The sequence below is a fragment of the Photorhabdus machadonis genome, assembly GCF_052657765.1.
In genome coordinates this window covers 1189027-1209342 of the sequence record NZ_CP199761.1, presented here as the reverse complement: position 1 = coordinate 1209342, position 20316 = coordinate 1189027, and the positions used below count along the sequence as shown (strand labels likewise).

At 43.4% G+C, this 20316-nt stretch carries 31 protein-coding genes; 3 read left to right on the top strand and 28 right to left on the bottom strand.

Annotated elements, in window-relative coordinates; all coding sequences use genetic code 11:
• Positions 1–122: 122 nt before the first annotated feature.
• The 20 genes from ACUN2T_RS05885 to ACUN2T_RS05790 form a co-directional block, all read right to left on the bottom strand.
• Complete coding sequence (locus ACUN2T_RS05885; RefSeq protein WP_445496682.1) at positions 123–518, bottom strand: phage tail assembly chaperone; 396 nt, start codon at positions 516–518, stop codon at positions 123–125.
• Positions 518–952 carry a phage protein gene (locus ACUN2T_RS05880; protein ID WP_445496681.1) on the bottom strand — a complete coding sequence of 145 codons (435 nt, stop codon included), beginning with the start codon at positions 950–952 and terminating at the stop codon, positions 518–520. The genes ACUN2T_RS05885 and ACUN2T_RS05880 overlap by 1 nt, the downstream gene beginning before the upstream one ends.
• Before the next feature lie 8 nt (positions 953–960).
• A complete protein-coding gene (locus ACUN2T_RS05875; RefSeq protein ID WP_445496679.1) occupies positions 961–2472 on the bottom strand; it encodes a DUF3383 domain-containing protein in 1512 nt (503 codons plus the stop codon).
• 2 nt (positions 2473–2474) lie between these two features.
• Positions 2475–2921: a phage neck terminator protein gene (locus ACUN2T_RS05870; protein WP_445496678.1), complete on the bottom strand. Its 447-nt coding sequence runs from the start codon at positions 2919–2921 to the stop codon at positions 2475–2477.
• A complete protein-coding gene (locus tag ACUN2T_RS05865) occupies positions 2893–3228 on the bottom strand; it encodes a hypothetical protein (RefSeq protein ID WP_445496677.1) in 336 nt (111 codons plus the stop codon). Before ACUN2T_RS05865 ends, ACUN2T_RS05870 begins: the two co-directional genes overlap by 29 nt.
• The gene (locus ACUN2T_RS05860; protein WP_445496676.1) at positions 3221–3796 is read right to left on the bottom strand and encodes a hypothetical protein; all 576 of its coding nucleotides are present in this window, start codon (positions 3794–3796) and stop codon (positions 3221–3223) included. The genes ACUN2T_RS05865 and ACUN2T_RS05860 overlap by 8 nt, the downstream gene beginning before the upstream one ends.
• Positions 3793–4155 (bottom strand): DUF4054 domain-containing protein, encoded by a 363-nt coding sequence (locus ACUN2T_RS05855; RefSeq protein ID WP_445496675.1) that lies wholly within the window; start codon positions 4153–4155, stop codon positions 3793–3795. Before ACUN2T_RS05855 ends, ACUN2T_RS05860 begins: the two co-directional genes overlap by 4 nt.
• Positions 4156–4169: 14 nt before the next feature.
• On the bottom strand, positions 4170–5141 hold the full coding sequence (locus tag ACUN2T_RS05850) for a DUF2184 domain-containing protein (RefSeq protein ID WP_445496674.1): 972 nt from the start codon (positions 5139–5141) through the stop codon (positions 4170–4172).
• Position 5142: 1 nt separating this feature from the next.
• Positions 5143–5628 carry a structural cement protein Gp24 gene (locus ACUN2T_RS05845; protein ID WP_445496673.1) on the bottom strand — a complete coding sequence of 162 codons (486 nt, stop codon included), beginning with the start codon at positions 5626–5628 and terminating at the stop codon, positions 5143–5145.
• Between the two features lie 2 nt (positions 5629–5630).
• Positions 5631–6791, bottom strand: coding sequence for a DUF2213 domain-containing protein (locus ACUN2T_RS05840; protein ID WP_445497812.1), 1161 nt, complete (start codon positions 6789–6791; stop codon positions 5631–5633).
• Positions 6792–6793: 2 nt separating this feature from the next.
• On the bottom strand, positions 6794–7657 hold the full coding sequence (locus tag ACUN2T_RS05835; protein ID WP_445496672.1) for a phage head morphogenesis protein: 864 nt from the start codon (positions 7655–7657) through the stop codon (positions 6794–6796).
• Positions 7566–8939, bottom strand: a complete 1374-nt coding sequence (locus ACUN2T_RS05830) for a phage portal protein (protein WP_445496671.1) — start codon at positions 8937–8939, stop codon at positions 7566–7568. Before ACUN2T_RS05830 ends, ACUN2T_RS05835 begins: the two co-directional genes overlap by 92 nt.
• Positions 8939–10162 carry a PBSX family phage terminase large subunit gene (locus tag ACUN2T_RS05825; RefSeq protein ID WP_445496670.1) on the bottom strand — a complete coding sequence of 408 codons (1224 nt, stop codon included), beginning with the start codon at positions 10160–10162 and terminating at the stop codon, positions 8939–8941. The genes ACUN2T_RS05830 and ACUN2T_RS05825 overlap by 1 nt, the downstream gene beginning before the upstream one ends.
• Positions 10143–10625, bottom strand: coding sequence for a DNA-packaging protein (locus ACUN2T_RS05820; RefSeq protein ID WP_445496669.1), 483 nt, complete (start codon positions 10623–10625; stop codon positions 10143–10145). The genes ACUN2T_RS05825 and ACUN2T_RS05820 overlap by 20 nt, the downstream gene beginning before the upstream one ends.
• A gap of 182 nt (positions 10626–10807) precedes the next feature.
• On the bottom strand, positions 10808–10993 hold the full coding sequence (locus ACUN2T_RS05815; RefSeq protein ID WP_445496668.1) for a hypothetical protein: 186 nt from the start codon (positions 10991–10993) through the stop codon (positions 10808–10810).
• 261 nt (positions 10994–11254) lie between these two features.
• Positions 11255–11833 (bottom strand): BRO-N domain-containing protein, encoded by a 579-nt coding sequence (locus tag ACUN2T_RS05810; protein WP_445494031.1) that lies wholly within the window; start codon positions 11831–11833, stop codon positions 11255–11257.
• A 164-nt stretch (positions 11834–11997) separates the two neighbouring features.
• Complete coding sequence (locus tag ACUN2T_RS05805) at positions 11998–12447, bottom strand: lysis protein (RefSeq protein WP_445494030.1); 450 nt, start codon at positions 12445–12447, stop codon at positions 11998–12000.
• Complete coding sequence (locus ACUN2T_RS05800) at positions 12444–12668, bottom strand: hypothetical protein (RefSeq protein ID WP_445494029.1); 225 nt, start codon at positions 12666–12668, stop codon at positions 12444–12446. Before ACUN2T_RS05800 ends, ACUN2T_RS05805 begins: the two co-directional genes overlap by 4 nt.
• Before the next feature lie 29 nt (positions 12669–12697).
• Positions 12698–13123, bottom strand: coding sequence for a lysozyme (locus ACUN2T_RS05795; protein ID WP_445494028.1), 426 nt, complete (start codon positions 13121–13123; stop codon positions 12698–12700).
• Positions 13110–13445: a phage holin, lambda family gene (locus tag ACUN2T_RS05790; RefSeq protein ID WP_445494027.1), complete on the bottom strand. Its 336-nt coding sequence runs from the start codon at positions 13443–13445 to the stop codon at positions 13110–13112. Before ACUN2T_RS05790 ends, ACUN2T_RS05795 begins: the two co-directional genes overlap by 14 nt.
• Before the next feature lie 338 nt (positions 13446–13783).
• Between ACUN2T_RS05790 and ACUN2T_RS05785 the strand changes: the two genes are divergently transcribed.
• Genes ACUN2T_RS05785 through ACUN2T_RS05775 form a run of 3 tightly spaced genes read left to right on the top strand, consistent with a single transcriptional unit; the run spans position 13784 to position 15345 of the window.
• Positions 13784–14686, top strand: coding sequence for a hypothetical protein (locus ACUN2T_RS05785; RefSeq protein ID WP_445494026.1), 903 nt, complete (start codon positions 13784–13786; stop codon positions 14684–14686).
• Positions 14687–14710: 24 nt separating this feature from the next.
• The gene (locus tag ACUN2T_RS05780; RefSeq protein WP_445494025.1) at positions 14711–14953 is read left to right on the top strand and encodes a hypothetical protein; all 243 of its coding nucleotides are present in this window, start codon (positions 14711–14713) and stop codon (positions 14951–14953) included.
• Complete coding sequence (locus tag ACUN2T_RS05775) at positions 14950–15345, top strand: hypothetical protein (protein ID WP_445494024.1); 396 nt, start codon at positions 14950–14952, stop codon at positions 15343–15345. The genes ACUN2T_RS05780 and ACUN2T_RS05775 overlap by 4 nt, the downstream gene beginning before the upstream one ends.
• Before the next feature lie 158 nt (positions 15346–15503).
• Here ACUN2T_RS05775 and ACUN2T_RS05770 read toward each other — a convergent pair whose 3' ends face one another.
• From ACUN2T_RS05770 to ACUN2T_RS05735, 8 genes are all read right to left on the bottom strand, one after another.
• Positions 15504–15890, bottom strand: a complete 387-nt coding sequence (locus ACUN2T_RS05770) for an antiterminator Q family protein (RefSeq protein ID WP_445496667.1) — start codon at positions 15888–15890, stop codon at positions 15504–15506.
• Between the two features lie 196 nt (positions 15891–16086).
• Entirely contained in the window at positions 16087–16686 is a 600-nt protein-coding gene (locus tag ACUN2T_RS05765) for a recombination protein NinG (protein ID WP_445496666.1), read from the bottom strand.
• A complete protein-coding gene (locus ACUN2T_RS05760; RefSeq protein ID WP_445496665.1) occupies positions 16658–16849 on the bottom strand; it encodes a NinE family protein in 192 nt (63 codons plus the stop codon). The genes ACUN2T_RS05765 and ACUN2T_RS05760 overlap by 29 nt, the downstream gene beginning before the upstream one ends.
• Positions 16809–17003 (bottom strand): ClpX C4-type zinc finger protein, encoded by a 195-nt coding sequence (locus tag ACUN2T_RS05755; RefSeq protein ID WP_445496664.1) that lies wholly within the window; start codon positions 17001–17003, stop codon positions 16809–16811. The genes ACUN2T_RS05760 and ACUN2T_RS05755 overlap by 41 nt, the downstream gene beginning before the upstream one ends.
• The gene (locus tag ACUN2T_RS05750; protein WP_445494615.1) at positions 17000–17443 is read right to left on the bottom strand and encodes a YbcN family protein; all 444 of its coding nucleotides are present in this window, start codon (positions 17441–17443) and stop codon (positions 17000–17002) included. Before ACUN2T_RS05750 ends, ACUN2T_RS05755 begins: the two co-directional genes overlap by 4 nt.
• A 14-nt stretch (positions 17444–17457) precedes the next feature.
• Positions 17458–17778: a phage protein NinX family protein gene (locus tag ACUN2T_RS05745; RefSeq protein WP_445496663.1), complete on the bottom strand. Its 321-nt coding sequence runs from the start codon at positions 17776–17778 to the stop codon at positions 17458–17460.
• Position 17779: 1 nt separating this feature from the next.
• Positions 17780–18751: a primase-helicase zinc-binding domain-containing protein gene (locus tag ACUN2T_RS05740; protein WP_445496661.1), complete on the bottom strand. Its 972-nt coding sequence runs from the start codon at positions 18749–18751 to the stop codon at positions 17780–17782.
• Positions 18714–20252, bottom strand: coding sequence for a DEAD/DEAH box helicase family protein (locus ACUN2T_RS05735; protein ID WP_445496660.1), 1539 nt, complete (start codon positions 20250–20252; stop codon positions 18714–18716). Before ACUN2T_RS05735 ends, ACUN2T_RS05740 begins: the two co-directional genes overlap by 38 nt.
• Positions 20253–20316 lie beyond the last annotated feature (64 nt).

Here is a 20316-nt window from a genome sequence, read left to right as displayed (position 1 = left end):
TAGCGTTTCGGCTATTGCTTCATGCATATCAATGACATCAGAAAGTGAATAGACAGTACGGAGCTCATGCAGAGTACACATGTTTCTCATGATCGGCGTCCACACTATCCAGTCAACGTCACTCACTGTAGATTCAGAGCCGCCAAACTGTTGGTATTTACAACAGACGCGACCCCACCGGGCAAAAAATCCGCAAAGTGAAATTTAAGTCCATCAATGATTAGCTGGAAATAATGAGCGCGATACGTATTGAAATGCTGGTTAAATACATCGGGTTTTTGCAGCAATACGGTATTACCATCCGCACCCGTCACGGTGACATATTTCAAAATAAATTGTTCAATGCCCTGCATTTCTGGTGAACCGACATTGGAAACAATGGCGCCAACATCGATATCAACTTTATCACCGTCCAACCTGATGCAGCCTTTCAGTAAACCAACCAGTTTTAAGGCATGATTTTTGGCTTCGATGAAATTAGATAAACGATGCTCGTAACTTATATTATCGATGATCATCAGTTATAAACTCCCTTTTTGAGTTTCATTGTTGATTTTGTTGATTTCAGTGTCCACGTCATTGTGTTGTGGGCGGTGCCGCGTGTAATAGTGGGTGGAGTGGTGAAAAAACAGCGCTCTGCGATAATTTCATCACCATTAATGACGTCTTTATAGTAAATATAAGCAGGAGTGTACGCTTTCGGTATATTGATTTGAGTATTACGTAAGTTATTCAAATACTCATTAGATTCGCAATGTTGCAAAAGCTTTATTGTAATAATTAATCCTTTATTACACGAAGCCACATAAACGCCATCGCCATCCACCCCGTAAGTAATATCCCCATCATCACCCACGGGTGCAAAATTGAGGGCATCAGCCGCATTTTCATAACCCGATATCTCATAACCCGAGATAGTCAGAATAGAGTTTGCATGATTGTATTGAGACATACTTATACCTATCGATTAAATTGAATTGATATATCAACGGAGTGAATGGCACCGGCTAATTTGATTGCGCACATAATCGGCATAGCCTTACGCGCTTCTCTGTCAGCAATAGACTGCAAGTCGTAACTGTCAGAGTAGAAATAAAATCCCTCATCCAGCCTGTCACCGTATGTCAGCTCACCGATATCATTGCCGCGCCAGATACCACCAGCCAGAAAACCATTCCTCACAAATTCAGCGCCGATAACATTCAGGGCGCCAATCAACATAGCCTGCCCCTTATCCGTTTGTGAGATTTTCGTCGGGTTGGCTTGTAATGTCGTGAATGCCTGTTTCTGACAGGCATCAATGAATGCATCTAGTCCAGCAATTTCATCAATGAACTGACCGCCGATCATCGTACCCTCTGCAAGCATACTCACGCCGTCATAGTCGGTATAAAAGTTAACACCCAGACGCTTGCATTTTTCTGCTTCTGATTGCGTAATCCGGTCATCAGAACGAACGGTTGTTTGCTGCTTAAACTTGACAGTCTTAGCGGAGTTCTGCGCATTCCAGTTGGTAGACAATGCGATAGACAGTAACGCTACGGCAGCATGATCATCACCGGTCTTATTGTACTGAGACATCAAACGTCCACTGTTTTTGTCATATAACTTTTTGATGATATTGTCGTTGCTCCACTCGATTTGTTCGTCACGCAATGCCGTATAAGCAGAGACTTTCATGTCAGCGGAGGCTACCCACGTATGTATATCGTCCAATTGCTCATCTGTAATTGCGGATGCAAAATAAGCTCCGTACCAGTCCTGGTAGATGTTCTGCAATTTATGCAGGGCTTCAGAGGGCAATTCTTTTTCAACAGTGATAGCGGCCTTACCAACAGCAATCGTTGCCTGCCCGTCTTCCAGTTTCAGTATCTTGCCGACGTAAGTACCGGCGTCCGGTTCCATGACATAACCCAATTTGGTAGCAGGGTACGTCCCCGCTGTTTGTGCCTGAATAATGACACGATGGCCGACAGTATCCCAGACAGCCTTTAAATTACTCTCTTTCGGTAATGCCGCCTGTAGAACACTCGCAACATCAGTGAAATCAATTACTTTACTGAAATCCAAAGCGGAGAGCGGAACATCTTTACCGCCGACATTGAGCATTAACGAACCATCAGTGATGGCTTTAAATGCATTGATACCCACAGAGATAGTTGATCCCTTAAGCGAGTTGGCTGTTGCCGGAATTTCTTGTTTCTCTTTCGCCCATCGAGCAACGAGAGCGCGTTTAGGTGTTGGGCGTACTGAGAAAAGCGCTTGTGCTGCTTTGTACGTCTCTGATTTGGTACCGAATAAATTTGCTACATCTTGTGCACTAGACACAATGATATAGCGCGTATCCGCATCAGTGAACGATGTGCCAATTTCTGGCGTAAAAATAGCTATCACGCTCAAATCGCGGCGTTGTGCCGCCATGGCCTGCGGCATGATCTGAGCATTGACTACCTGATTAATAGATAAGCTCATTATTAATCCTTATAAATTGTAATATCGACCGCCTCAGCTCTGTTAACAGGCGCTTCAATACGATGAATATGAGAGAGAGTTAAATCAATTTGCGCTCGTTGTTCTTTGCCACCAGCAATTGCAGTCGGCAGATTTCGGACCTGGGATTTTCGAACTATGCCAGCGCCGATGCGTTTAAAAAGTGTTTGCGCGTAACTCGTGCTTAAGACACTGGCGAGTTTTTCGATAATAAGATAAGCGTTATTGCCGAAGGCGTTGACAGAGATAAGGGTTTCGCGGGTGACAGTGATAATTTCAATTTCTTTCTTTGCATTGAACTTATATTCTTCACCCATTGATTCCGATGTGACACGATTCACAGTGATAAATGATTGCATATCAGACACATCGGTTTCACCGTCAGCATCTAAAACATGAGACTCAGGTAATTTCAAAGCCGTCGCTATCATCTGTCTGACTGCCCTCATATCGAGTTGCGAGAGAGTCGTAGTATCCATAGTCATTCCAATGTGCATTACTGATAATGCGCCAGCGATAGCCATTCCAGAAGAGCAGGTCTTTTGCTTTCACTTCCTCTTGTGTCAGTACCTTAATGGTAGGGTTATAGCGATCACCCTCTGGCAGGATTTGCAAATCTTCCGTTCCGGCTGGAAAAACGATACAGACCAGTGTTCGTCTATTACCATCAGGGGACGTGAATCCATGTTCCTGCCGAAAGAATTCATCATCGAAAATATCATCGACAAAATCATCCATCTTCGCGCACCTCATAAGTAATGGACTGGACTAGCTGACCTGTATCAATCAGCGGCTTGGAAGAGCCTTTGCGTTTGACAGTTTTCGGATTTAGCGCTGGATTAATACCCGCCTGAATTTTCCGCTTAACTTCACCTGCCATTTTTTCGCCAACCAACGCAAACGGCGCTGTTTTATCACCGTCCGTCAATAGAGTTTCACGGATACTATTAGCCAATAATTTCGCCGCTTTCTCCTTGTTTTCGTCCAACGTTGACCGCAGGAATGATCGTTCAGGGATAACTATCTCATGCGCACTGGTAACCCCACACACTGGCCCAACAAATGAATTGCTGACGAACTTTGCTCTCCCGTTAGAGCTTTTATCGTACCGTGTACCGCCAGGATGCTTGATTGTTGCCCCGAACTCATGCGCCGCCGCAATGGTTACATTGCTTAAATCATCATCACGAAGAGAATTAGTCGCCGCAGGTACACCAACAACCACTTTTTTCTTACCCATCTCGCGAATGCGGGCTTCTAGTGCTTTGAGTCCCGCGCCGCTGAATCTACCTGAGTTTCTAATCATTTCACCACCAACATATGCCGGGAGACCAACTTACGCAGGCGCAAATACTCCTGCCCATAAGCACTGGATGCATAACCATCATGATTAGCACCAAATCCCGCATCAGGCGCAGAGTAGCCGATAGATAATCCACCAGCCGACTTACTTGTCGCTATTTGTACGGGCTTGCCGTTGCTATTGCCTGATTTAGTTAATGCACCAGATGAATACAAAAGGTGAGCCGCAAGAACCTGCCGTCCTTGCTCATAAAGCTTACCCCACACCTTGCTACTCATTTGATTAGCAGCATCTTGCAAGGCTATCTCTATACGCAATATGTCAACTTTAGCAAATTCAGGGTACCGAGTGAGAAATTCCATGTTACCCCCTGCAGTTACTGCGAAGTCGGTGAAGATTTGTAATCGACGTAGACAGCGGATTGAGGCTGTTTCCACATTGCCCCGCCGAAAGCGGCACGATAACCGCATTCGTATGTCAGCAGGTCACGCTGACGGACTGGCAGTAATTCAGGCATGTGCACCTTCATTTCGATGTAGTCCTCGCTGTAAGTATAAATCGCCAGACGCGTTTTCCCTTTAACAATGTTTTTAGCAAAATTGGACGGGACTTTTACAAAAGTAATGCTGAATGAATCATTGTTTGATGCTTTACGCAGTGCCGCCATAATGCGATCCATGGCCGAAACAGGCAGCAAATCAACACCCACAATCACGCTATTAGTGTCGAACTTCTGCATTGCCAGCATAAAATCAGACGCATCCATCGCCACGTGGGTTGGCTGAATGCGATAACCCGATTTAGCCCATGCGACGTTATAAGCATTAAGAACCATGTTAATGAATTCTTCTGCAGACATGTCTTTGATTGTTTTGCCTGTTACTTCTGCAAGTAACTGCACTTTAGAGCCAGTTAATAGCCCTTCTTGCCCTTTTACAACTTCATGACCGACATAACCTGCATATTGAATAGTTGCCGTTGCGTTGGCATACAGATCATCTTGTTTTTTTGTTTGCAAGTTAATATTCAAGCGAGCAATTTTCTCTAACTCTTGCTGTGTCCATGTCGCTGACTTACCCCACTGTCCAACCGGCGCTTTGAGCCACTCAATATCACTATCAATAGTTTTCAGTGAGTTCGTTTTGTTGCCGATAATGCCGTCTTTCAGAGAGCCGACCGAATCAGTTACGCCGAAATCGACGTATTCAAGGGAAAAGTCTAACCCATCTGTTATCGGCAATGCTTCACCGATATTAATTTCGGGCAGTTCCTTTTCCTGTAACTGTTTGTCGCGCTCTGTCAGCGCTTCCTGTAATACTTCTTCGAAGTATGCTGGTTCCATAGCCATCTTACTCTCCTACTTTTTGAGTGTTGATATAACCCAAAGTGATAGCTACGCAGTGATTGCCCGCGCTAACTTCTTCAGCCCAATAGCCCAGATCGATGTTGCCTTTTGCTGTACTGGTCACTTTGCCTGCATCTTTACCCGTCGCAACGATATAAACCTTATCCCCACGAGTGAATGTGTCTTTTTCAACCGCCAGCGCTCCCACGCAATCACCGTGCGAAAAGTGCCCTACGTTGACTTGTTTGTTATGCGGAGCGGCGTCGCCGTAAATGTCGCGAACGACAATGCCGTGGATAACGTCGCTTGCCGACGTGATAGGCTTCACTCCGCCCTCTGGGTTTACTGCTACAAAAGTACCGTATAACAAATCAGTTTCAGTGCGGTTTTCTTCGCCCCACACCTTGTCGTTTGAGCTTGAAGCCCGTCTGATTGATCCGGGTTTGATTGTGCCGGTGACGGCATCCCAATCTGTAAATCCAAATGCCATAATTATTTACCCCCTAAACGCTGAGAAGCTGTTTTCTTCGCTTTCGCTGAAGAGTCATTCAACAATATTGAGCCGATATTGCTCCGTGGTTTATTTAGCGCACTAGCCGCAGCATAAGCAGCCCGAATTTCATCATCCGACATGGCTTTTACTTGTGAATCATTGAATGCCCCCGTGCTTAACAATGCGAGCATGCGCACATCACGCGCACATTTCGCATCATTAAACTTCACTTTAGGGAAACGTGCTTTGGCGTCGTTCAATGTTGTGCTTGTATCACTTTCGCCTTTCAGTTTTTCAAGCTCTTCTTTAAGCGCCTGGTTCTCTGCTTTCAGTTGCTCGTTTTCTGCCTCAAGCGCGGCAATACGCGCGTCTTTGTCATCACCGCCACCAGCAGGATCGGGATCGGCATCATTGGGTGGCGGTGCTCCAGCCACTTTTGATTGTTCAAGCTGAGCCTTAAGTTCTCCCAATTGCGCAATAACTTCTTGTGCTTTAGCTGTGGCCTCTGGTGTTGCGTTGCCCTCCAGCTCTTGCAAAGTTTTCTCTAATGCGGCAATCATGCCGATCAATTCTTCTTCTGTTAGAGGTTGCCCCTCAGCATCGTTAGCGCGTTTACCCTTAAGCAACGCAATGACATCTTTCAATGAGAGTTTTTTCATTGGTCTACCTTTTTTATCGTTTAGTCTACAATCAGCGCCGACGCGCGCCTCTGATACAACGGCAACGTGATTGCCGAGAATATTAACTTGATGTAATTCACCGTTTTTCTTGACTATCTCAGTGGGCTCATAACCGACCGAGAGCTCTCGAATGCCTTTTTCTTCAAGTAATTGAATCGCCTTTGCATCTTTCAGATACACATCACAAACAACGTAATCGCCTTCTATGCGTACGTTCTGTATGTGTCCAATTGCTTTATCTTTCCACTCGTCAGCATTGACTTCACCGCGGGGCGGATGCGTTAGCGTGACGGGTAATCCCTCAAATGATTTCAGCGTTTCGGGTTTTGAAAGTTCTTCGATAGTGCGGTGAATCGTGATCTTTTTGTTGATATCTTTTCCGGTTAACCCGACTTCATGCCCATAATATTCAACCGGGCCAGCACGAGTTATCTGCGCCGAGGTCACAACATACCCCTGCGGAGTTTTTTTCCATGCCATAATTAATCCCAAGATATTTTCGGAAGGGCAACGCAGCGACATTGATAATCGTCGCCGGGCTTGCCTTCAAACGCCCCAATGCTTTTACGCTTCTTCCAAGTTTTTCCTTCATCGTCTGAATAGACAGTAGGGTCCGAGTATTTGCATGTCATGTTGTTTAATACGAAATGACTGTCACGCTCTCGCTCATCACCCGCACCACCCCAGTCGTACAAGTCGATGCCAAGCGCTTTTTGCCTCGTCTCTGTCAGTGCCGAATTCAGCTTGGCCGTCTGATCACGCGCAATAAGCTTTGCCCGGCTTTCTGTTACTTGCCCGCGCTCTTTGATAAGCTGAATAAGATTTTCGTGACGCCCGCCATCAAACAGATTTGTGAATACTTTTGAGCCGATATCATTGATAAAATCAGTCTGTATCGACTTGATTAAATCAACGTTTTCTTTCACAGCATCATCAATCTGTTTTTTCACTACCTCATCACCGAGCATGCCCGTCAAATCAATGCCAAACGCCGATTTATAGGTTTTCTGTGTTTGATCTTTGTTTTGATCATTAGCACGCTTGACCATGCCGAATGACAAGTGCGTTGCCATATCAGCAATGGACGCATTAGCCAGTTTTTGGATTGCTCTTGAAAGTCTTGAAGTGATGGAAAGAAGGGGTGTATTTGAAGCGTCGTTTAATATTGGCTTTTTTAGGTCTTCTATCACAACATCTTGCATCATCCTAATAAACTCAATGAGCCTGTCGCGATACCAAACCTCCGTTCGTTTGCTAGGCGTCGGCGGACGCATTAAACGGTTGCGAGCCTTCAAACGCCCCTGTTTGCGCTCCAGCATCTGTTTCAGACTGATACCACTGTCCATTATTCACCCCTGCCATAGCTTCTATTTCATCATTAGTTACAGTCGTCAGCACCCCCTTTGCCTGCATTTCACGCAGTGCAATATCTTCTGTAACTACGCTAGATTGAACTAAAGAAGTGAATCCTGTTGCATACTGAGTAAATCGTGTTGCTTCGTCAGCTTCGTTGATGCTGTCAATCGATTGATATTCGTAGCTGATTACGTCGATGCTCGCTGCCAGTTTGTCGAGAATGAATTGATCAACAAAGTCTTGCATTTGTCGCAACCGCGTTTCTTGCAAACCGTTGATTGTTTCGTAATACGACTTGTTATCTTCTTCACCGGAGTTAAAACCACTAGCTGATTGTCCGAACAAAATATTGATTGGCCTATCAAGCGCACCAGCTAAGACATTTGCCATCTTTGTAATAACGTCAGACAGCCCTGAGAATTGTGCTGTTTTTTGCTCATAGCGGCTCTGCATTGTGCTATCACCTGCATCCATTAACATCAAACCTGTCGACGATTTGGTCTGTTTCATCACGCGAGCGTATTCAATGACTTGAGTCTCTTGGCCCGCGTCAATCTGTGCGTTTAGACCCGGCAGAAAAATCACATCAACATTGGCCTCTTGGATTGTGTCCCCAGTGCTGACAATTGCGGCGTCAAATATTTTGATAGCGTCGTAAGGCGCTTGAATGTCAGACGTACCGAACCTTGGCATATCTTTTAAGCTATGCTCACCCAGCTTTGTTCTGTGGCAGCGTGAGTGATGAAACTTAAGTTGTTTATTACCAATGTCTATCTGATATGTCTGTGGCTGTCCAAAATGCGGTGAAGCAATATCAGAGATCACGTTGCTAGCCGGCGTGTATTCACCTTTTCTAAGAACAAGAAATTTAACGATATCTTCATCCTGCAATCTCAGTTGTTCGCCGATCATCTCATCAGAGCAATCAGTTATTGCAATAATCAATGAATCTCCCAACAATGAAGCCCAAGTTAAAGCGTCGCGGAATATCTTATAGACGGCTAGTGCTGTTTCTGTGTCTTTGATACGTTGAATCAGGGAGCTATCAATATCACCTGACAACTCACGGGGTAGCTTCAACATATCATCAGCGGTCTTATCTATGTATTTCTTGACCACCCATGAGTTTTTATACATTGCGAGCAACTCTTTATCAGGCACATCAGCCTTACCATTGCTCGCATATTTTATTGCTGCCACCCGCTCACCGAGCGAAGTCAACATACTGTGAAGACCATCAGTAAGACGGCCAATCATCGTTTTTTTCGTCATCACATGATGTCCCAAACCGTTGTTCTGCCTTTGATGTATCCATCTAACCCATACCTAACCGCATCCCAGCAGTGGTTATGCGCATCATCAATGACGGGTAACACTTCACCAGTGATACGATCCACTTTGTATGAGTAAAGACGAGCCTCTTTTGCTGTTTCTTTGCAGCGCGGGTGAATGATAATTTTCTTGAATCCGCGTAAGAAAGTGATCCCGTCTTCTACGCTACCTTGCCACTTTTTAGCAGCAGAGATATTGAATCCCTGTCGCTTAAGATAACTGATGGTTTCCGGTCTGGCTGAATCGGCTTTAATAGGCCACTTACGAGACTCCGGCACGTTGTCATAAAACGCGGGCATGTGGTCGAGTTCTACCCCGATGCCATAAGCTTCGTACTCGATATACAAACAGTTATCAAGAATAAACATGCGAAGTAGCGTACTCGGGTCCCGGGCAAAACCGAAATCCCCGCCGAATAATAGCCTGTCAGCCTTCTGCCACAAGTCGTCAGAAAATGATTCAATCTTGTATTTATTCGCTAATACTTGTTTATCTGAGTTCTCAAGATAAGCGCCCTCCCAAATCCACGCATAAGTAGAAGCATCCAGTCTGGTTTGGTCATTAACCCGCTCTTGTTCAAGCACATCAGGAAACCACGGGTTATCGTCATGGTTCATTTCGACAATGCAGGAACTATCAGGCGGTGTCTTGCGAAAGCGCTTATCCGTTGCGCTACCATCCTTTTCCGGGTTCCACGTTACCCAAATTTCTGAGCCTTCCTCACGTACCGTGGGGATCGACTTTCGCCATGCAGTTTCGGAAACTGATTCTGCTTCATCTATCCACGCTATCAGAATGCGGGCTTTGGATTTGATGCTATCTAGGTTGTGACGTAACCCTGTGAATACGTACCAAACTCGACGGTTACGCGTGCGGATGTAGCTCTCGCCAATTTCATAGTAATTATCAAGCCACGGTTCTGATTTGATAGCGTGCTTAACTTCTTCCATCGACGACTCTGACAACGAGTTCATGAATTCACGCCCACAAAGGATAACTCCCTCGATCCCTGATTCCGCGAACATGTAACCCCGAACGGCACTCATCTTAGCAAATGAGCGGGTCTTACCCGATCCCCGTCCACCATATGAACCACGGTAACGATAATTGCCGCTGAATACCGGAATGAGTTTAGGCGGGAGTTCAATCCTCGCTGTCGTCACTCTGACCTCCGGGTATCAATATTATCTTGGCGGGGGACATTGAGCCGTCAGTAGAAAGATGGTCGTTAACGGTTTGCTCTTTCAATCCCAAATCACGTGCAATGATATTGGCATTAAGTAAGTCAGCCGCTGCACCCGAAAACTTCTGGTTATAAATAATGTCTTCCACGCGTGTAGTGATGTACGAAAAATCTTCGCGCTTTGTGTATTCTGTCCATGTTGAGCGTGATATATCCAAAAAAATACACAGACCTGATATTGTCATAGCCCGCATTTTTGCCAATGCTGCATAAACGATTTCGCCCTGATTATGAAAGGCTTTGGTTTCATGCAGGGGATTATCTTCTACCCATGCGAAGTATTCACAACATGTCTGCCACAGTTCCTCAGGCGAACCAAACTTCGGGTTCCGCCCATGACTGCTTCGGGCCTCCCAAAATCTATTGCTCTTTGGAGCCGCCATTTTATTCCCCTCAAAGTAAAAATGCCACCGAAGCGACCATGTTGAACCCTTCCCGACCCGAAAACAGTTGTAATCAGAACTTTCTACTTTTCAGTCTGATAAATCCCCGGCATTTTAAATACCGTCTCGGATTGAATCACTACTATCGAGCACTCTATCAGCAGAATGCTCTGAATGAATGACTACTCTTCATCTGCTGATGAAATCTCACTTTCATCGAACCATTTCTCAGATGCGCAACCATTTGAAGCCCTATAACTAATCAAATAGTCATTGAGGTTGTTTATATATTCTGCCCGGCCTTTGATCTCACCCACTTCACCGCTGATGTTGATTTTGACAGCCTGCTTTAAATTATATCTGAACATTTGATTTTTCCTGTTTCTGATAGACATCTCATTGATTTCTCCGAGGTCCTCACTTTGGGGATGGCCTGACTGAACTGTATTTACTCGCCCACGCCCTGGCTATATGAAGACAGTCATCGTACATCTTGCCCTTACGACTCGCTGATGAAGCTCTTCGATAGTGATCGAGTGCTTTGTCACTTGCCATTCCTGAAATAGATGAAGAAAAGCCGAGCTTAACTAACTCGGCCTGTATGTTATTCGCTATGAATTGCTCATGATTCATGTTTGCGGCTCTCCGCCAGAGAAGTCATCAAAGCCGGGCAACGTAAGCTGCGATAATTCCAGAATGGTTTGCCTGGCCTTGCGTAGTTTCTTTAGATGACGCTTACGAAGATTCATCATTTCACTACCGGGTCTACCAAAGTTGCTATAAGACCACTTATCAGCGGCAACTACTCGATTCTGCATCTCACTAAGTGTCAGTGACTTTAAGCTTTCCATGTCCATCAAAGAGAGATCTGTCTGACTCTCCTTGTCTGCCAAATCAAGTAACCACCGACGAAGTTGCTTGGCGGCTTCTGTATCTGCCAACATGCCAAGTAAATGAGAGCCTCTGATAGAGAAAATTCTGACCTTCTTCTTACGTAAGCTATTGTTTATTCCAATGGTCATTGATTCAGTGACCATTGTCATATCGCTAGTGAACTCATCTTTATTTGAGTTAAAAAGGTTAGTTACAGACTTCTCATTTTTATATTCAAGCAACTCTGCAAGATGCTTACTCGTGAACCAGGTTTTCCCGTCATGATTATCGAACGGGACAATAGTGTGATTTTTGAAAGTTAATGATGTGCTCATGGTATTACCCTATAGAAAGACGAACCTGTTCACACAGAAATACCGCCCGCAGAAATACCATTTAACGTTTTTCTCAGGTTCGCTTTCTGTAAGGCTCTGCGTTTAGAAATAGATGCGCGTGTGAATGCGCTAGATAATAAAAAGCCCCGAATTAAACGAGGCTGTTACTGACACTGAGTTTTGATGTACTCCTGCAAGTATTTAGTTTGCTTTTCGTTCTCAACAATCATTCTTCGGAGAGCGAAATAATCTTGTTCAGCTGCCGGGTTAAATCGTGGGGTTCCTGCATCGCCCAGGCGGGAGGAGGAACCGGTTTCACTTTGATTACAGGTTGCCGCGATACGCAACCGGAGGCGGCCAGCGGCAACATCATCACGAAGAGCATCAATTTCAGATTTGGCATGAGCAAGCTCTTTTGTATGTTTCACATCAAGCTCGTTCAACATCGTGATGTGAGAGTTCTGATAGTTGATAGTGTCTGTGAGTTGCTGAATTTCTGATTGCTGCTGCTTTGTAATTCGTTGCTCTCTCTGTAACTCAGAGTGATAGTAATACGCTGTCAGAGAGATAACGATTAATGCGAGTATCGTGTAGTAATGAGCGTTGAATTTCATGACCGCCTGCCAACAAATTGATTGTATTTCTCGTTAAAAAAAACGAATCCAACAACAATTGGCATCAAAATAACCCATAGCGGCCATATGATTGACATAAACATAATTAACCCAAATTCCGCCGGGTAATTAGATTGTTTTTCTATCAATGTAAAAATAATCAATGCCGCAATCACAACGACAAAATAAATTACCGGAACCAGAATCTGAATAATGCTCATCACTCAATTCCTTATAACTTGGTTGAATTTCATGATAAAAACATCAATTTTTCAGATGCCCGTCGCGCATCAAGACCGGGTAAGACGTGCCCACCAGCCTGATTCCATCTCATAAACTCATTTGCTGCCCCTTTGTAGTCACCCGCGTTAAGCTTTTTCAGCAACGTAGAACGAACGAAAGCACTGACACCACAGTTGAAGATAAATGAACACAGAGCATCAAATTGGCCCTGAGTCAGTGGCACTTTGGCTGAGTTTTCCAAAGTGATGTAAACCGGGGCTAAGTCATCAAGCAAGAACTGAGTAGCTTGCTCATCTGTGATTACATCACCTGGCTCTACTTCCAATGTATGACCATAGCCAATTGTCCAGACACCCGCGGGACAGCGATACGCCATCAGACTGCACCCTTCGTAGATTTTGAGTGCTTTTAAACCCTTTTCACTGATTTGCATCTGATACCCCCGCTTTACGATTCAAAGTCCCACGCATCAACTGGCCGAAAAAATCAGTGCCCAGATAACCAATAATGACGCTGCCGATATATGCTAAGTCGGTACTCAGATTTAAGAAGACGAGTAAGTCACGAATGAACCATGCGATAAGTGCACACATCAGCGCATCAATCATTGTCTTCCAAAATTTACCGCCGTTATATCGGCCTCTGAGATATGCCATTGTTGCAGCCAGTGCCGCGCCTAAACCTTGCTCTTTGACTGATAACAGCCATAACCATAGCTGCATCCATATATCAGGCTGCTTGTCCATGAGTTTCATTTCCACCCCCATAAAATGGGCGTCCGTGGGGGTGAGCTATGTTCGCCCCGTGAATGAGTTAATAGGATGCCGCCCCGAACTGGCGACGGCGGATACGCAATGTGTAATGTTTAGCGGGTGTTATCCCACGTGGTTTTTGAATTTAAACTGTGGTCCTGCCTATGTGAGCGATGCGTTCGGCCGAGTCTGTCACGCTCCAATGCTCTTGTTGTTGCCAGTAAAAAGCCTCGATATGTACACTGTGATTTGTATATCAGTACGAATTCATTCACATGACATTCATTCATCTATAGTATATTTTTAGTGGCCTATTAATATTTTTTTTATGAGACATAGTCATGGAGCAGGAAGAATTAAACGTTATAAATTTTGGAATAAAATATGACGGTGACACTGAAAATGGCCCATTAAATCACCAAATTGACGCTCGATTACTGGGGACATCAATGGTGTCTTTATGCGATTTAATCGAGCAATCCAACAAAATAATCAATGGCGAATCATCAGAGATTCACATAGATGTCAGAGCACATAAAGAAGGATCGTTTGAATTACTGCTTTCCATTGCCCAAGACATGTCAAATGTTGATGTGCTTGATGTCATTGGATTGACAAAAACAGCCGCCACAGGTGCAACCATCGGTAGTTTGTTTGGGGTAATCAAGTGGCTTAAAGGCCGTAAAGTTGCTGACAGCGAATATGATGCGGATACAGATACTTATTCTTTGATAACAAAAGATAACGAAAAGATTGAGTGCACAGAGACCGTTAAAAAACTCATATCATCAGACATCGTTATGAGAGGAGTGAATGATATCGTATACGCTCCTTTGACTGATGACGAAATATCCAGCGTGACATTCATAAAGGACGACTTGCCACTTGAGACTATAGAGAAAACGGAAAAAAATGTTTTTCAACTTAGCCGTTCTCCTATCAAATCTGAGAAAGACTCAGAAACTCATACCAGTGAAGTCCACATAACCAGTGTTAATTTCACCAAGAAAACCGGTTGGAAAATGATGTTCCACGATGGGGAAGAGGTTTCGATTTCAATGAATGATGCTGCTTTCATTGAAAGGATAAACCTGAATAAAGCATCGTTCAGCAAAGATGATTTATTCCAAGTGAAGTATACTAAAACTCAGACCAAAACCGATGGTGTTCTGGTGGGTAATCCAAGATACTCAATTGAACAGGTTATGCGCCATCGAGCCGCAAACGACAGAAAAATTGTGTAATCACATAGAGAAGAAGATGCCAACATGTTCATGAATATCATGATATTAATAACAGTACTGGTGATCTCATTCCAATTCGCAAGATTTGGGGTGTATTACCTGCTGGCATTTTTTTTCCCAAGTAAATATGTGAATGTAATTTACACTGACAGGAATGGAACTAAACATTCCAAAAAAATATCTCTCAGAGAAGAGGATGCAGAGCAGCTTGCCGCAACACTTAGTGAGATAAAGAAAAATACTCAAAACAAGGAACACTCCAATTGATTGGTGGTTCTAAGTACCTGTTGATGCAAGCTTGGTTGATTCCAATAATCAACCATATACTTAGTAAGTTAATTAAAGCATATCTAGTCACTTTAGATAGTCTTCTTCCTTTCTTGCCAGGAATATCCGTGGGTATCGCGCACGTAATAATTCTGTTATTGGTCTTAATTAACGTGCCAAGTCTTCCGGCGATGATGTTTAAAATATCAGTAAAAAAGCAAAGGACTGCTTTGAAAAAAATGATTAATAATTCACCATCAGAGGAACATAAAAAATTACTGAATAAAAAATTGGAAGATTTAGATATTAAAGAGCTAGACTTCCAAAATATGCAGATTGAATCATCTAGTAATCTTCAAAAAGCTGAATTAGAAGAAAAAGAGCTAAACTAATTCCTTACACCGCAACAAAAAAAAGCCACGCAATGCGTAGCCCTATATATGAAAAAACCCCGCGGAAACGAGGCTTGTTAATTCGATAAGTTGTGTGACATAGCTATCACTCTTATCATGATATTCGGTTTTTTACGTACGTAAACTCTTTTATCAAATTAAGCTGCAATTTTTTGAACATATTTATCCATTTCCAGTTCTACATCTAGCATTATCAGCATTCCTTCAATAACACCCTCCGCTTTTTGTAATTTTTTACCGATATGGCCGTCAGAGCATTTATGGTCACAAGCTAATTGCATAAATGTTTTACCAAACACATAGTAGTCAAATAGCAAATCGTGGATATCGTCATTCTTTTGATTCAGCTTTGCCATACAGCTAGAAACAACAATAGCGTCATCCTCACAACACTGTTGCCGCGATTTAACCTTACTGGGTATCAGTCCCTTAAACCCAGCAGCAATATGCGACCAATAAACATCTTCTCTATTATCAGCCGTCCAAGCGCCCCAACGCTCCAGTACCAATTGAATATCACGCATATATTTCTCCAGCTATTTCAATACTGTTGCTATACGACAATCGTAACGAGTGCTATATGCTTTACGTAGACGACTCTCTTTATTTATTCCGACTTCTTGTCTAACTACGAGAGTTCCATTTCGTTTTTGAGTAACAACATGATGATGCTTTGTTTCATGTCGTAAAAATCTGGCTTCTTCTATTGCTGCTTCAATATCAGTGAAGATTGTCATTGCTTAATCTCTTGAATTTATCTTTGTAATAATCCCGGATCTGCTCGTAATCATCACGTTTACATTTCTGCAAAGCATGATGAGACATCAATTTATCAAATCGCTCTTGCCCAATTTTCTCAATCAGACCCGGTTTATAATTAATGATATTTCCCGATAAGTGATTATTGCATGGGGCGCATTGCTTATGAGCATTATCCTCGTTAAATCTCAGCTCGGGATGAGCCTTAATTGTTAGATAGTGCCCTGCGTGATATTGCCCATCATGAAATCGCCCGCAGCTAATACACGGAAGGTCTCTATCTCTTTCCCTGATAAACGCATTAAACGCTTGCTGTGCCTGATTTTTGAAATATGACAATGGTTTTACTGCTAACTTACGGACTTTAAGTTTATCTTTCTTCTCTGCTAACTCTTGTTGCTGTTTCTTTTTAAGTTCCCGCTCTAATTTTTCCCGGTCCCTGTTTCTTTTTCTGATTGCTAATTCATCGCCATGCTCCGGGTTGCACCAATATATATTATTGAACTTTGGCATAAACCATTCGCAGCATATTTTACATTTCCGCCTCGCTGGTTTTTTCATTTCTGTTTCTCCGTCTGTCCCACTTTGCACGCAGAAGCTCATGAACGTAATCAAACGTTTTAACTTCGGACTCTGTGGGAACTGGCTTTGATTTTCTATTAGATGGGACTTTATAGATTAGATTATTGATGACTCGCTGAGTCTGTGATGTTTGTTGACTCATTTATTTCATCCGACTTTCTATTGATTAATACATTAACGCATTGGATAATACACTCATTACAAATATCACTGTTATTCATTCCTGAGACTAAATGATTAACTTCATCTTGTGATTTACCACAGAAGTTACACCAATTTTTATTACCTGCTATCATTTATCTTGCTCCTGTTTTAATTTCATATATTGAGAATTATTTGGAATAGTCACTAAGCAACCAATGTCAAAAGCCCACTTTTCAACTTGCGCCATAAAATAGAACATTTCACCCGTGTCTAATTTTGACGTCTTTCTCAGCGTTCTGACGCGCTCTGTAAGCTGAGTAGTGAGATCAATAGCCTCTATGACTTCATAACCCAAAAATGTATGTTTAAGTGCGTCTTTAACATCCTCCGGCGTTAATTTAGCGTTATTCTTATTTAAATAACGGCTTATTTCACCGCACCACAAATGAAAAGTGTTATTTTGTGGAATTGAGCGAATATCTTTCCACGGCTTAATAATAATGCGGTGCGGCTGTTTTGTTTGGAGTGTTTCTTTTAATATTTCCCACGCTTGGGATTTATTCGATTCGTGAAAACAAAAATCAGCTTCCATCTAGCCCCCTTTATTTATTCTAATAGCTCATCTGGTATCTCTATTTCTTTGTCAAAATTGGCAATCACTATCATTCTGCAAGCGGCTTCTAAGTGATTATATCCACATCCACGTGCATCATTTAGCAAATAAGAATGAGCCTCAATTGTTGCATCACTAATCCATATAAATTCAATTGCATATTCATTAATTAAATTACCGCACTCACTCCAGTCTGTTGAGTATTCAGGTATAGCATCATGATTCTTATCTAAATAATCAACACCCCACCCGTCACAAATAGCAACAACATAATCTAATCCACGGCCTGTCAAATTTTCTATTTTTATTTTCATATTAAAAGTCCTTCCTGTTTTCTCTCTGTAATTGTTCTTGAAATACTTTTGCACCATTAATCAACATATCATTAAAATCGCCAATTTCCGGCCACCTAATACTGACTAATTCAACGTCGTTGTTACTCAGAATATTTTTATTACCACACTCAAACGCCGCCGCTAATCCCGTACCGTTACTATCTCTGTCAGCAAATATAATCAAATGATTAACTCCCTTTGGGGCGCGGAACTTACGTAAAAACCCGGCATTTAGCGTTGACCATGTGTTACAGCCATATATCTGTTTACATGACAATGCTGTCTCTATTCCCTCTGCGACACCCAACGTTGATGAGACCGGAAACATGCGAATAGCGATGGAATTAGCAAAGTTAAGATAGTTGTCTTCCTGTAATTTCAGCATCCGCTTATTGCCATCAAAATCGGCTTTTTTTTCTCCGTCTAGTACGGTTCTATGAAGATAACAACCCGCCCCCTTGTCATCTGTAGCAATTGACCAAATAGCCTGTTTACTTCCAAACGGCGTTTTTTCTTCCGTATTGAAACGAATATGCCCTGACGGCAATTCAAATATGCCGCGACTGAATAAATAGTCCTGGGCTAGTGTATCTTTGAGGGGGAGTAATGTTGAAAACTTGCTGACGACTTTTACGCGAGTTGTTTGGGTCTCTGGCTGCTGCTTATCATGACCTCCTTTGTAGTTGTAACTGTTTCCGATTAGTGAATCAATTTCCCTTGCCAGCGTCTTGAAATCTTTTCTTTGAGTTAATTCTAGTAACTTCCACCCATCTCCCGCCCCACAACTGCATATCCACGATCCCGTCCCATTCTTGTCATCACATCTGTATTTCCCTTTTCGCTGGCATGCCGGGCACTCTCCTGCATAATGTTTTTTTCCTGTCACGGGCGGTAAATCGTAGTATTCGAATATTTCAGGCCACCGCCCTTTCACTGCTTCCACCGTTCGCATTCTGTTTCTCCTGCATCTTGGCCCATGCGATTTGTTTAGAACGAATAAAATTGTAAACCTCCGGTGAGATTTCAATTAAGTGATCGCTTAAGCCATTCGGCCAAACACCGAACTTTTTCTTGTAAGTATGAGCACACCAGCCATCTGAAATAGGCTTGCCTTGGTTGGTCCGCTCACGCTGATAATATTTAATTTGTGACCACCAGCTTTGTTTCTCCTCTTTCGAGTAAATCTTGTCGCCTTTCCCCAATTTTTTTAAGCCACGTGACTCATCAACATCAACGTTCTCGCCCATCAGCGGTTTAAAGCCGCATTTCGGGCAGACATAGACGCCAGCCGGTTTCATGTAATGACAGCCGGGACATTCCTTTGGGATCTTCTCTTGTTTCACTTTCTCGCTAAAACTTGATGAAGATTTCATACCGTCATTCTTGCTCGGCAATTCGTCATATTCGATTTCATCCGGGAAGCCGAGGAGATGGACAGTGCCGGAGTGATCGAAAATAAGGCATTTGTCTTTGCCCGTTGCAGTGCGCAATCCGCGACCGAGACATTGGACCCAGCGGATCTCTGATTTGGTGGGCCGGGCGTAAATGATGCACCGGACATCACTATCAAACCCAGCAACTAACACACCCACGTTAACGATGATTTTTGTCGCCCCGCTCTCAAATCGATTGATGATCAACTGCCGTTCATCATGTGGCGTCTCTGCTGTCATCACTTCGGTGTTAATACCAGACTTGTTGAATTCCATCGTGACATAGTTAGCGTGCTTAACATTCACACAAAAACAGATAGTTGGCCGGTCCTCGCCGTTCTCCAGCCAGTTCCTGACAAGATTGCCCACCAGCGTTGAATCACCCATAATTTCGGCTAGTTGCTCCTCGTTATAGTCGTTACCAAATGCCGCTAAGCTGGTTGTTTTCACGCCTGTTAAATCGGGCCGGTCGGGTGCGTAGAACTCGTATTGACTCAGATCCCCAATGCTGATTAATTCTTTCATCGTCGTCGGCTTAATCAGTTTCTCGTAATATTTACCCATCCATGCCGCAAATGGCGTTCCTGATAAACCGACGACGCGAATATCGCTATCTCTGATAATTTCAAGCAACTTGCGCCGCTTCATGTGGGCTTCATCGATGATCAACAGATCGATGTTGTCAGGAAATTCACGACGGATAAGCGTGTCAGCCGACGCAATTTGAATTAGTCGTTCTGAGTCATATAGCGGGTGATTTCGCCAAACATAGCTAATTTGGTCCGCTGGCAGTCCGTACTCAACAAACCGGGTTGCTGTTTGATCCAGTAACACGGTATACGGTGCAACGAACATCACCCGCATTCCGCGAGAAACAAATCCGTCTGTGATAAACGCCGCTATCGCCGTTTTTCCAAAGCCTACACTCGCTGATAATAAAAACGTCCGGTGCTTTTTCCAGTCGTGACGAAGCATGTTAAGTGCTGTGACTTGCTTAAGCTTCGGTGTTATATTTAGCATGTTAATTTCCTTAGAAGTCGGTTCGGAGTCGCTCGCCAAAGTTTTCCGAATCGGTTTTTATTGA

What these genes read in the sequence shown, in the direction of transcription:
- ACUN2T_RS05850 (WP_445496674.1), bottom strand. Translation starts at nt 5,141, where the DNA reads ATGGCTATGGAACCAGCATACTTCGAAGAAGTATTACAGGAAGCGCTG.
- ACUN2T_RS05835 (WP_445496672.1), bottom strand. Translation starts at nt 7,657, where the DNA reads ATGGACAGTGGTATCAGTCTGAAACAGATGCTGGAGCGCAAACAGGGG.
- ACUN2T_RS05815 (WP_445496668.1), bottom strand. Translation starts at nt 10,993, where the DNA reads ATGTTCAGATATAATTTAAAGCAGGCTGTCAAAATCAACATCAGCGGT.
- ACUN2T_RS05805 (WP_445494030.1), bottom strand. Translation starts at nt 12,447, where the DNA reads ATGAAATTCAACGCTCATTACTACACGATACTCGCATTAATCGTTATC.
- ACUN2T_RS05780 (WP_445494025.1), top strand. Translation starts at nt 14,711, where the DNA reads ATGTTCATGAATATCATGATATTAATAACAGTACTGGTGATCTCATTC.
- ACUN2T_RS05755 (WP_445496664.1), bottom strand. Translation starts at nt 17,003, where the DNA reads ATGATAGCAGGTAATAAAAATTGGTGTAACTTCTGTGGTAAATCACAA.
- ACUN2T_RS05820 (WP_445496669.1), bottom strand. Translation starts at nt 10,625, where the DNA reads ATGGCGGCTCCAAAGAGCAATAGATTTTGGGAGGCCCGAAGCAGTCAT.
- ACUN2T_RS05795 (WP_445494028.1), bottom strand. Translation starts at nt 13,123, where the DNA reads ATGCAAATCAGTGAAAAGGGTTTAAAAGCACTCAAAATCTACGAAGGG.
- ACUN2T_RS05785 (WP_445494026.1), top strand. Translation starts at nt 13,784, where the DNA reads ATGGAGCAGGAAGAATTAAACGTTATAAATTTTGGAATAAAATATGAC.
- ACUN2T_RS05800 (WP_445494029.1), bottom strand. Translation starts at nt 12,668, where the DNA reads ATGAGCATTATTCAGATTCTGGTTCCGGTAATTTATTTTGTCGTTGTG.
- ACUN2T_RS05865 (WP_445496677.1), bottom strand. Translation starts at nt 3,228, where the DNA reads ATGGATGATTTTGTCGATGATATTTTCGATGATGAATTCTTTCGGCAG.
- ACUN2T_RS05830 (WP_445496671.1), bottom strand. Translation starts at nt 8,939, where the DNA reads ATGACGAAAAAAACGATGATTGGCCGTCTTACTGATGGTCTTCACAGT.
- ACUN2T_RS05740 (WP_445496661.1), bottom strand. Translation starts at nt 18,751, where the DNA reads ATGCGAACGGTGGAAGCAGTGAAAGGGCGGTGGCCTGAAATATTCGAA.
- ACUN2T_RS05765 (WP_445496666.1), bottom strand. Translation starts at nt 16,686, where the DNA reads ATGAAAAAACCAGCGAGGCGGAAATGTAAAATATGCTGCGAATGGTTT.
- ACUN2T_RS05860 (WP_445496676.1), bottom strand. Translation starts at nt 3,796, where the DNA reads ATGATTAGAAACTCAGGTAGATTCAGCGGCGCGGGACTCAAAGCACTA.
- ACUN2T_RS05735 (WP_445496660.1), bottom strand. Translation starts at nt 20,252, where the DNA reads ATGCTAAATATAACACCGAAGCTTAAGCAAGTCACAGCACTTAACATG.
- ACUN2T_RS05770 (WP_445496667.1), bottom strand. Translation starts at nt 15,890, where the DNA reads ATGCGTGATATTCAATTGGTACTGGAGCGTTGGGGCGCTTGGACGGCT.
- ACUN2T_RS05855 (WP_445496675.1), bottom strand. Translation starts at nt 4,155, where the DNA reads ATGGAATTTCTCACTCGGTACCCTGAATTTGCTAAAGTTGACATATTG.
- ACUN2T_RS05810 (WP_445494031.1), bottom strand. Translation starts at nt 11,833, where the DNA reads ATGAGCACATCATTAACTTTCAAAAATCACACTATTGTCCCGTTCGAT.
- ACUN2T_RS05875 (WP_445496679.1), bottom strand. Translation starts at nt 2,472, where the DNA reads ATGAGCTTATCTATTAATCAGGTAGTCAATGCTCAGATCATGCCGCAG.
- ACUN2T_RS05760 (WP_445496665.1), bottom strand. Translation starts at nt 16,849, where the DNA reads ATGAGTCAACAAACATCACAGACTCAGCGAGTCATCAATAATCTAATC.
- ACUN2T_RS05745 (WP_445496663.1), bottom strand. Translation starts at nt 17,778, where the DNA reads ATGAAAATAAAAATAGAAAATTTGACAGGCCGTGGATTAGATTATGTT.
- ACUN2T_RS05885 (WP_445496682.1), bottom strand. Translation starts at nt 518, where the DNA reads ATGATCATCGATAATATAAGTTACGAGCATCGTTTATCTAATTTCATC.
- ACUN2T_RS05790 (WP_445494027.1), bottom strand. Translation starts at nt 13,445, where the DNA reads ATGAAACTCATGGACAAGCAGCCTGATATATGGATGCAGCTATGGTTA.
- ACUN2T_RS05840 (WP_445497812.1), bottom strand. Translation starts at nt 6,791, where the DNA reads ATGGCATGGAAAAAAACTCCGCAGGGGTATGTTGTGACCTCGGCGCAG.
- ACUN2T_RS05845 (WP_445496673.1), bottom strand. Translation starts at nt 5,628, where the DNA reads ATGGCATTTGGATTTACAGATTGGGATGCCGTCACCGGCACAATCAAA.
- ACUN2T_RS05880 (WP_445496681.1), bottom strand. Translation starts at nt 952, where the DNA reads ATGTCTCAATACAATCATGCAAACTCTATTCTGACTATCTCGGGTTAT.
- ACUN2T_RS05870 (WP_445496678.1), bottom strand. Translation starts at nt 2,921, where the DNA reads ATGATAGCGACGGCTTTGAAATTACCTGAGTCTCATGTTTTAGATGCT.
- ACUN2T_RS05750 (WP_445494615.1), bottom strand. Translation starts at nt 17,443, where the DNA reads ATGGAAGCTGATTTTTGTTTTCACGAATCGAATAAATCCCAAGCGTGG.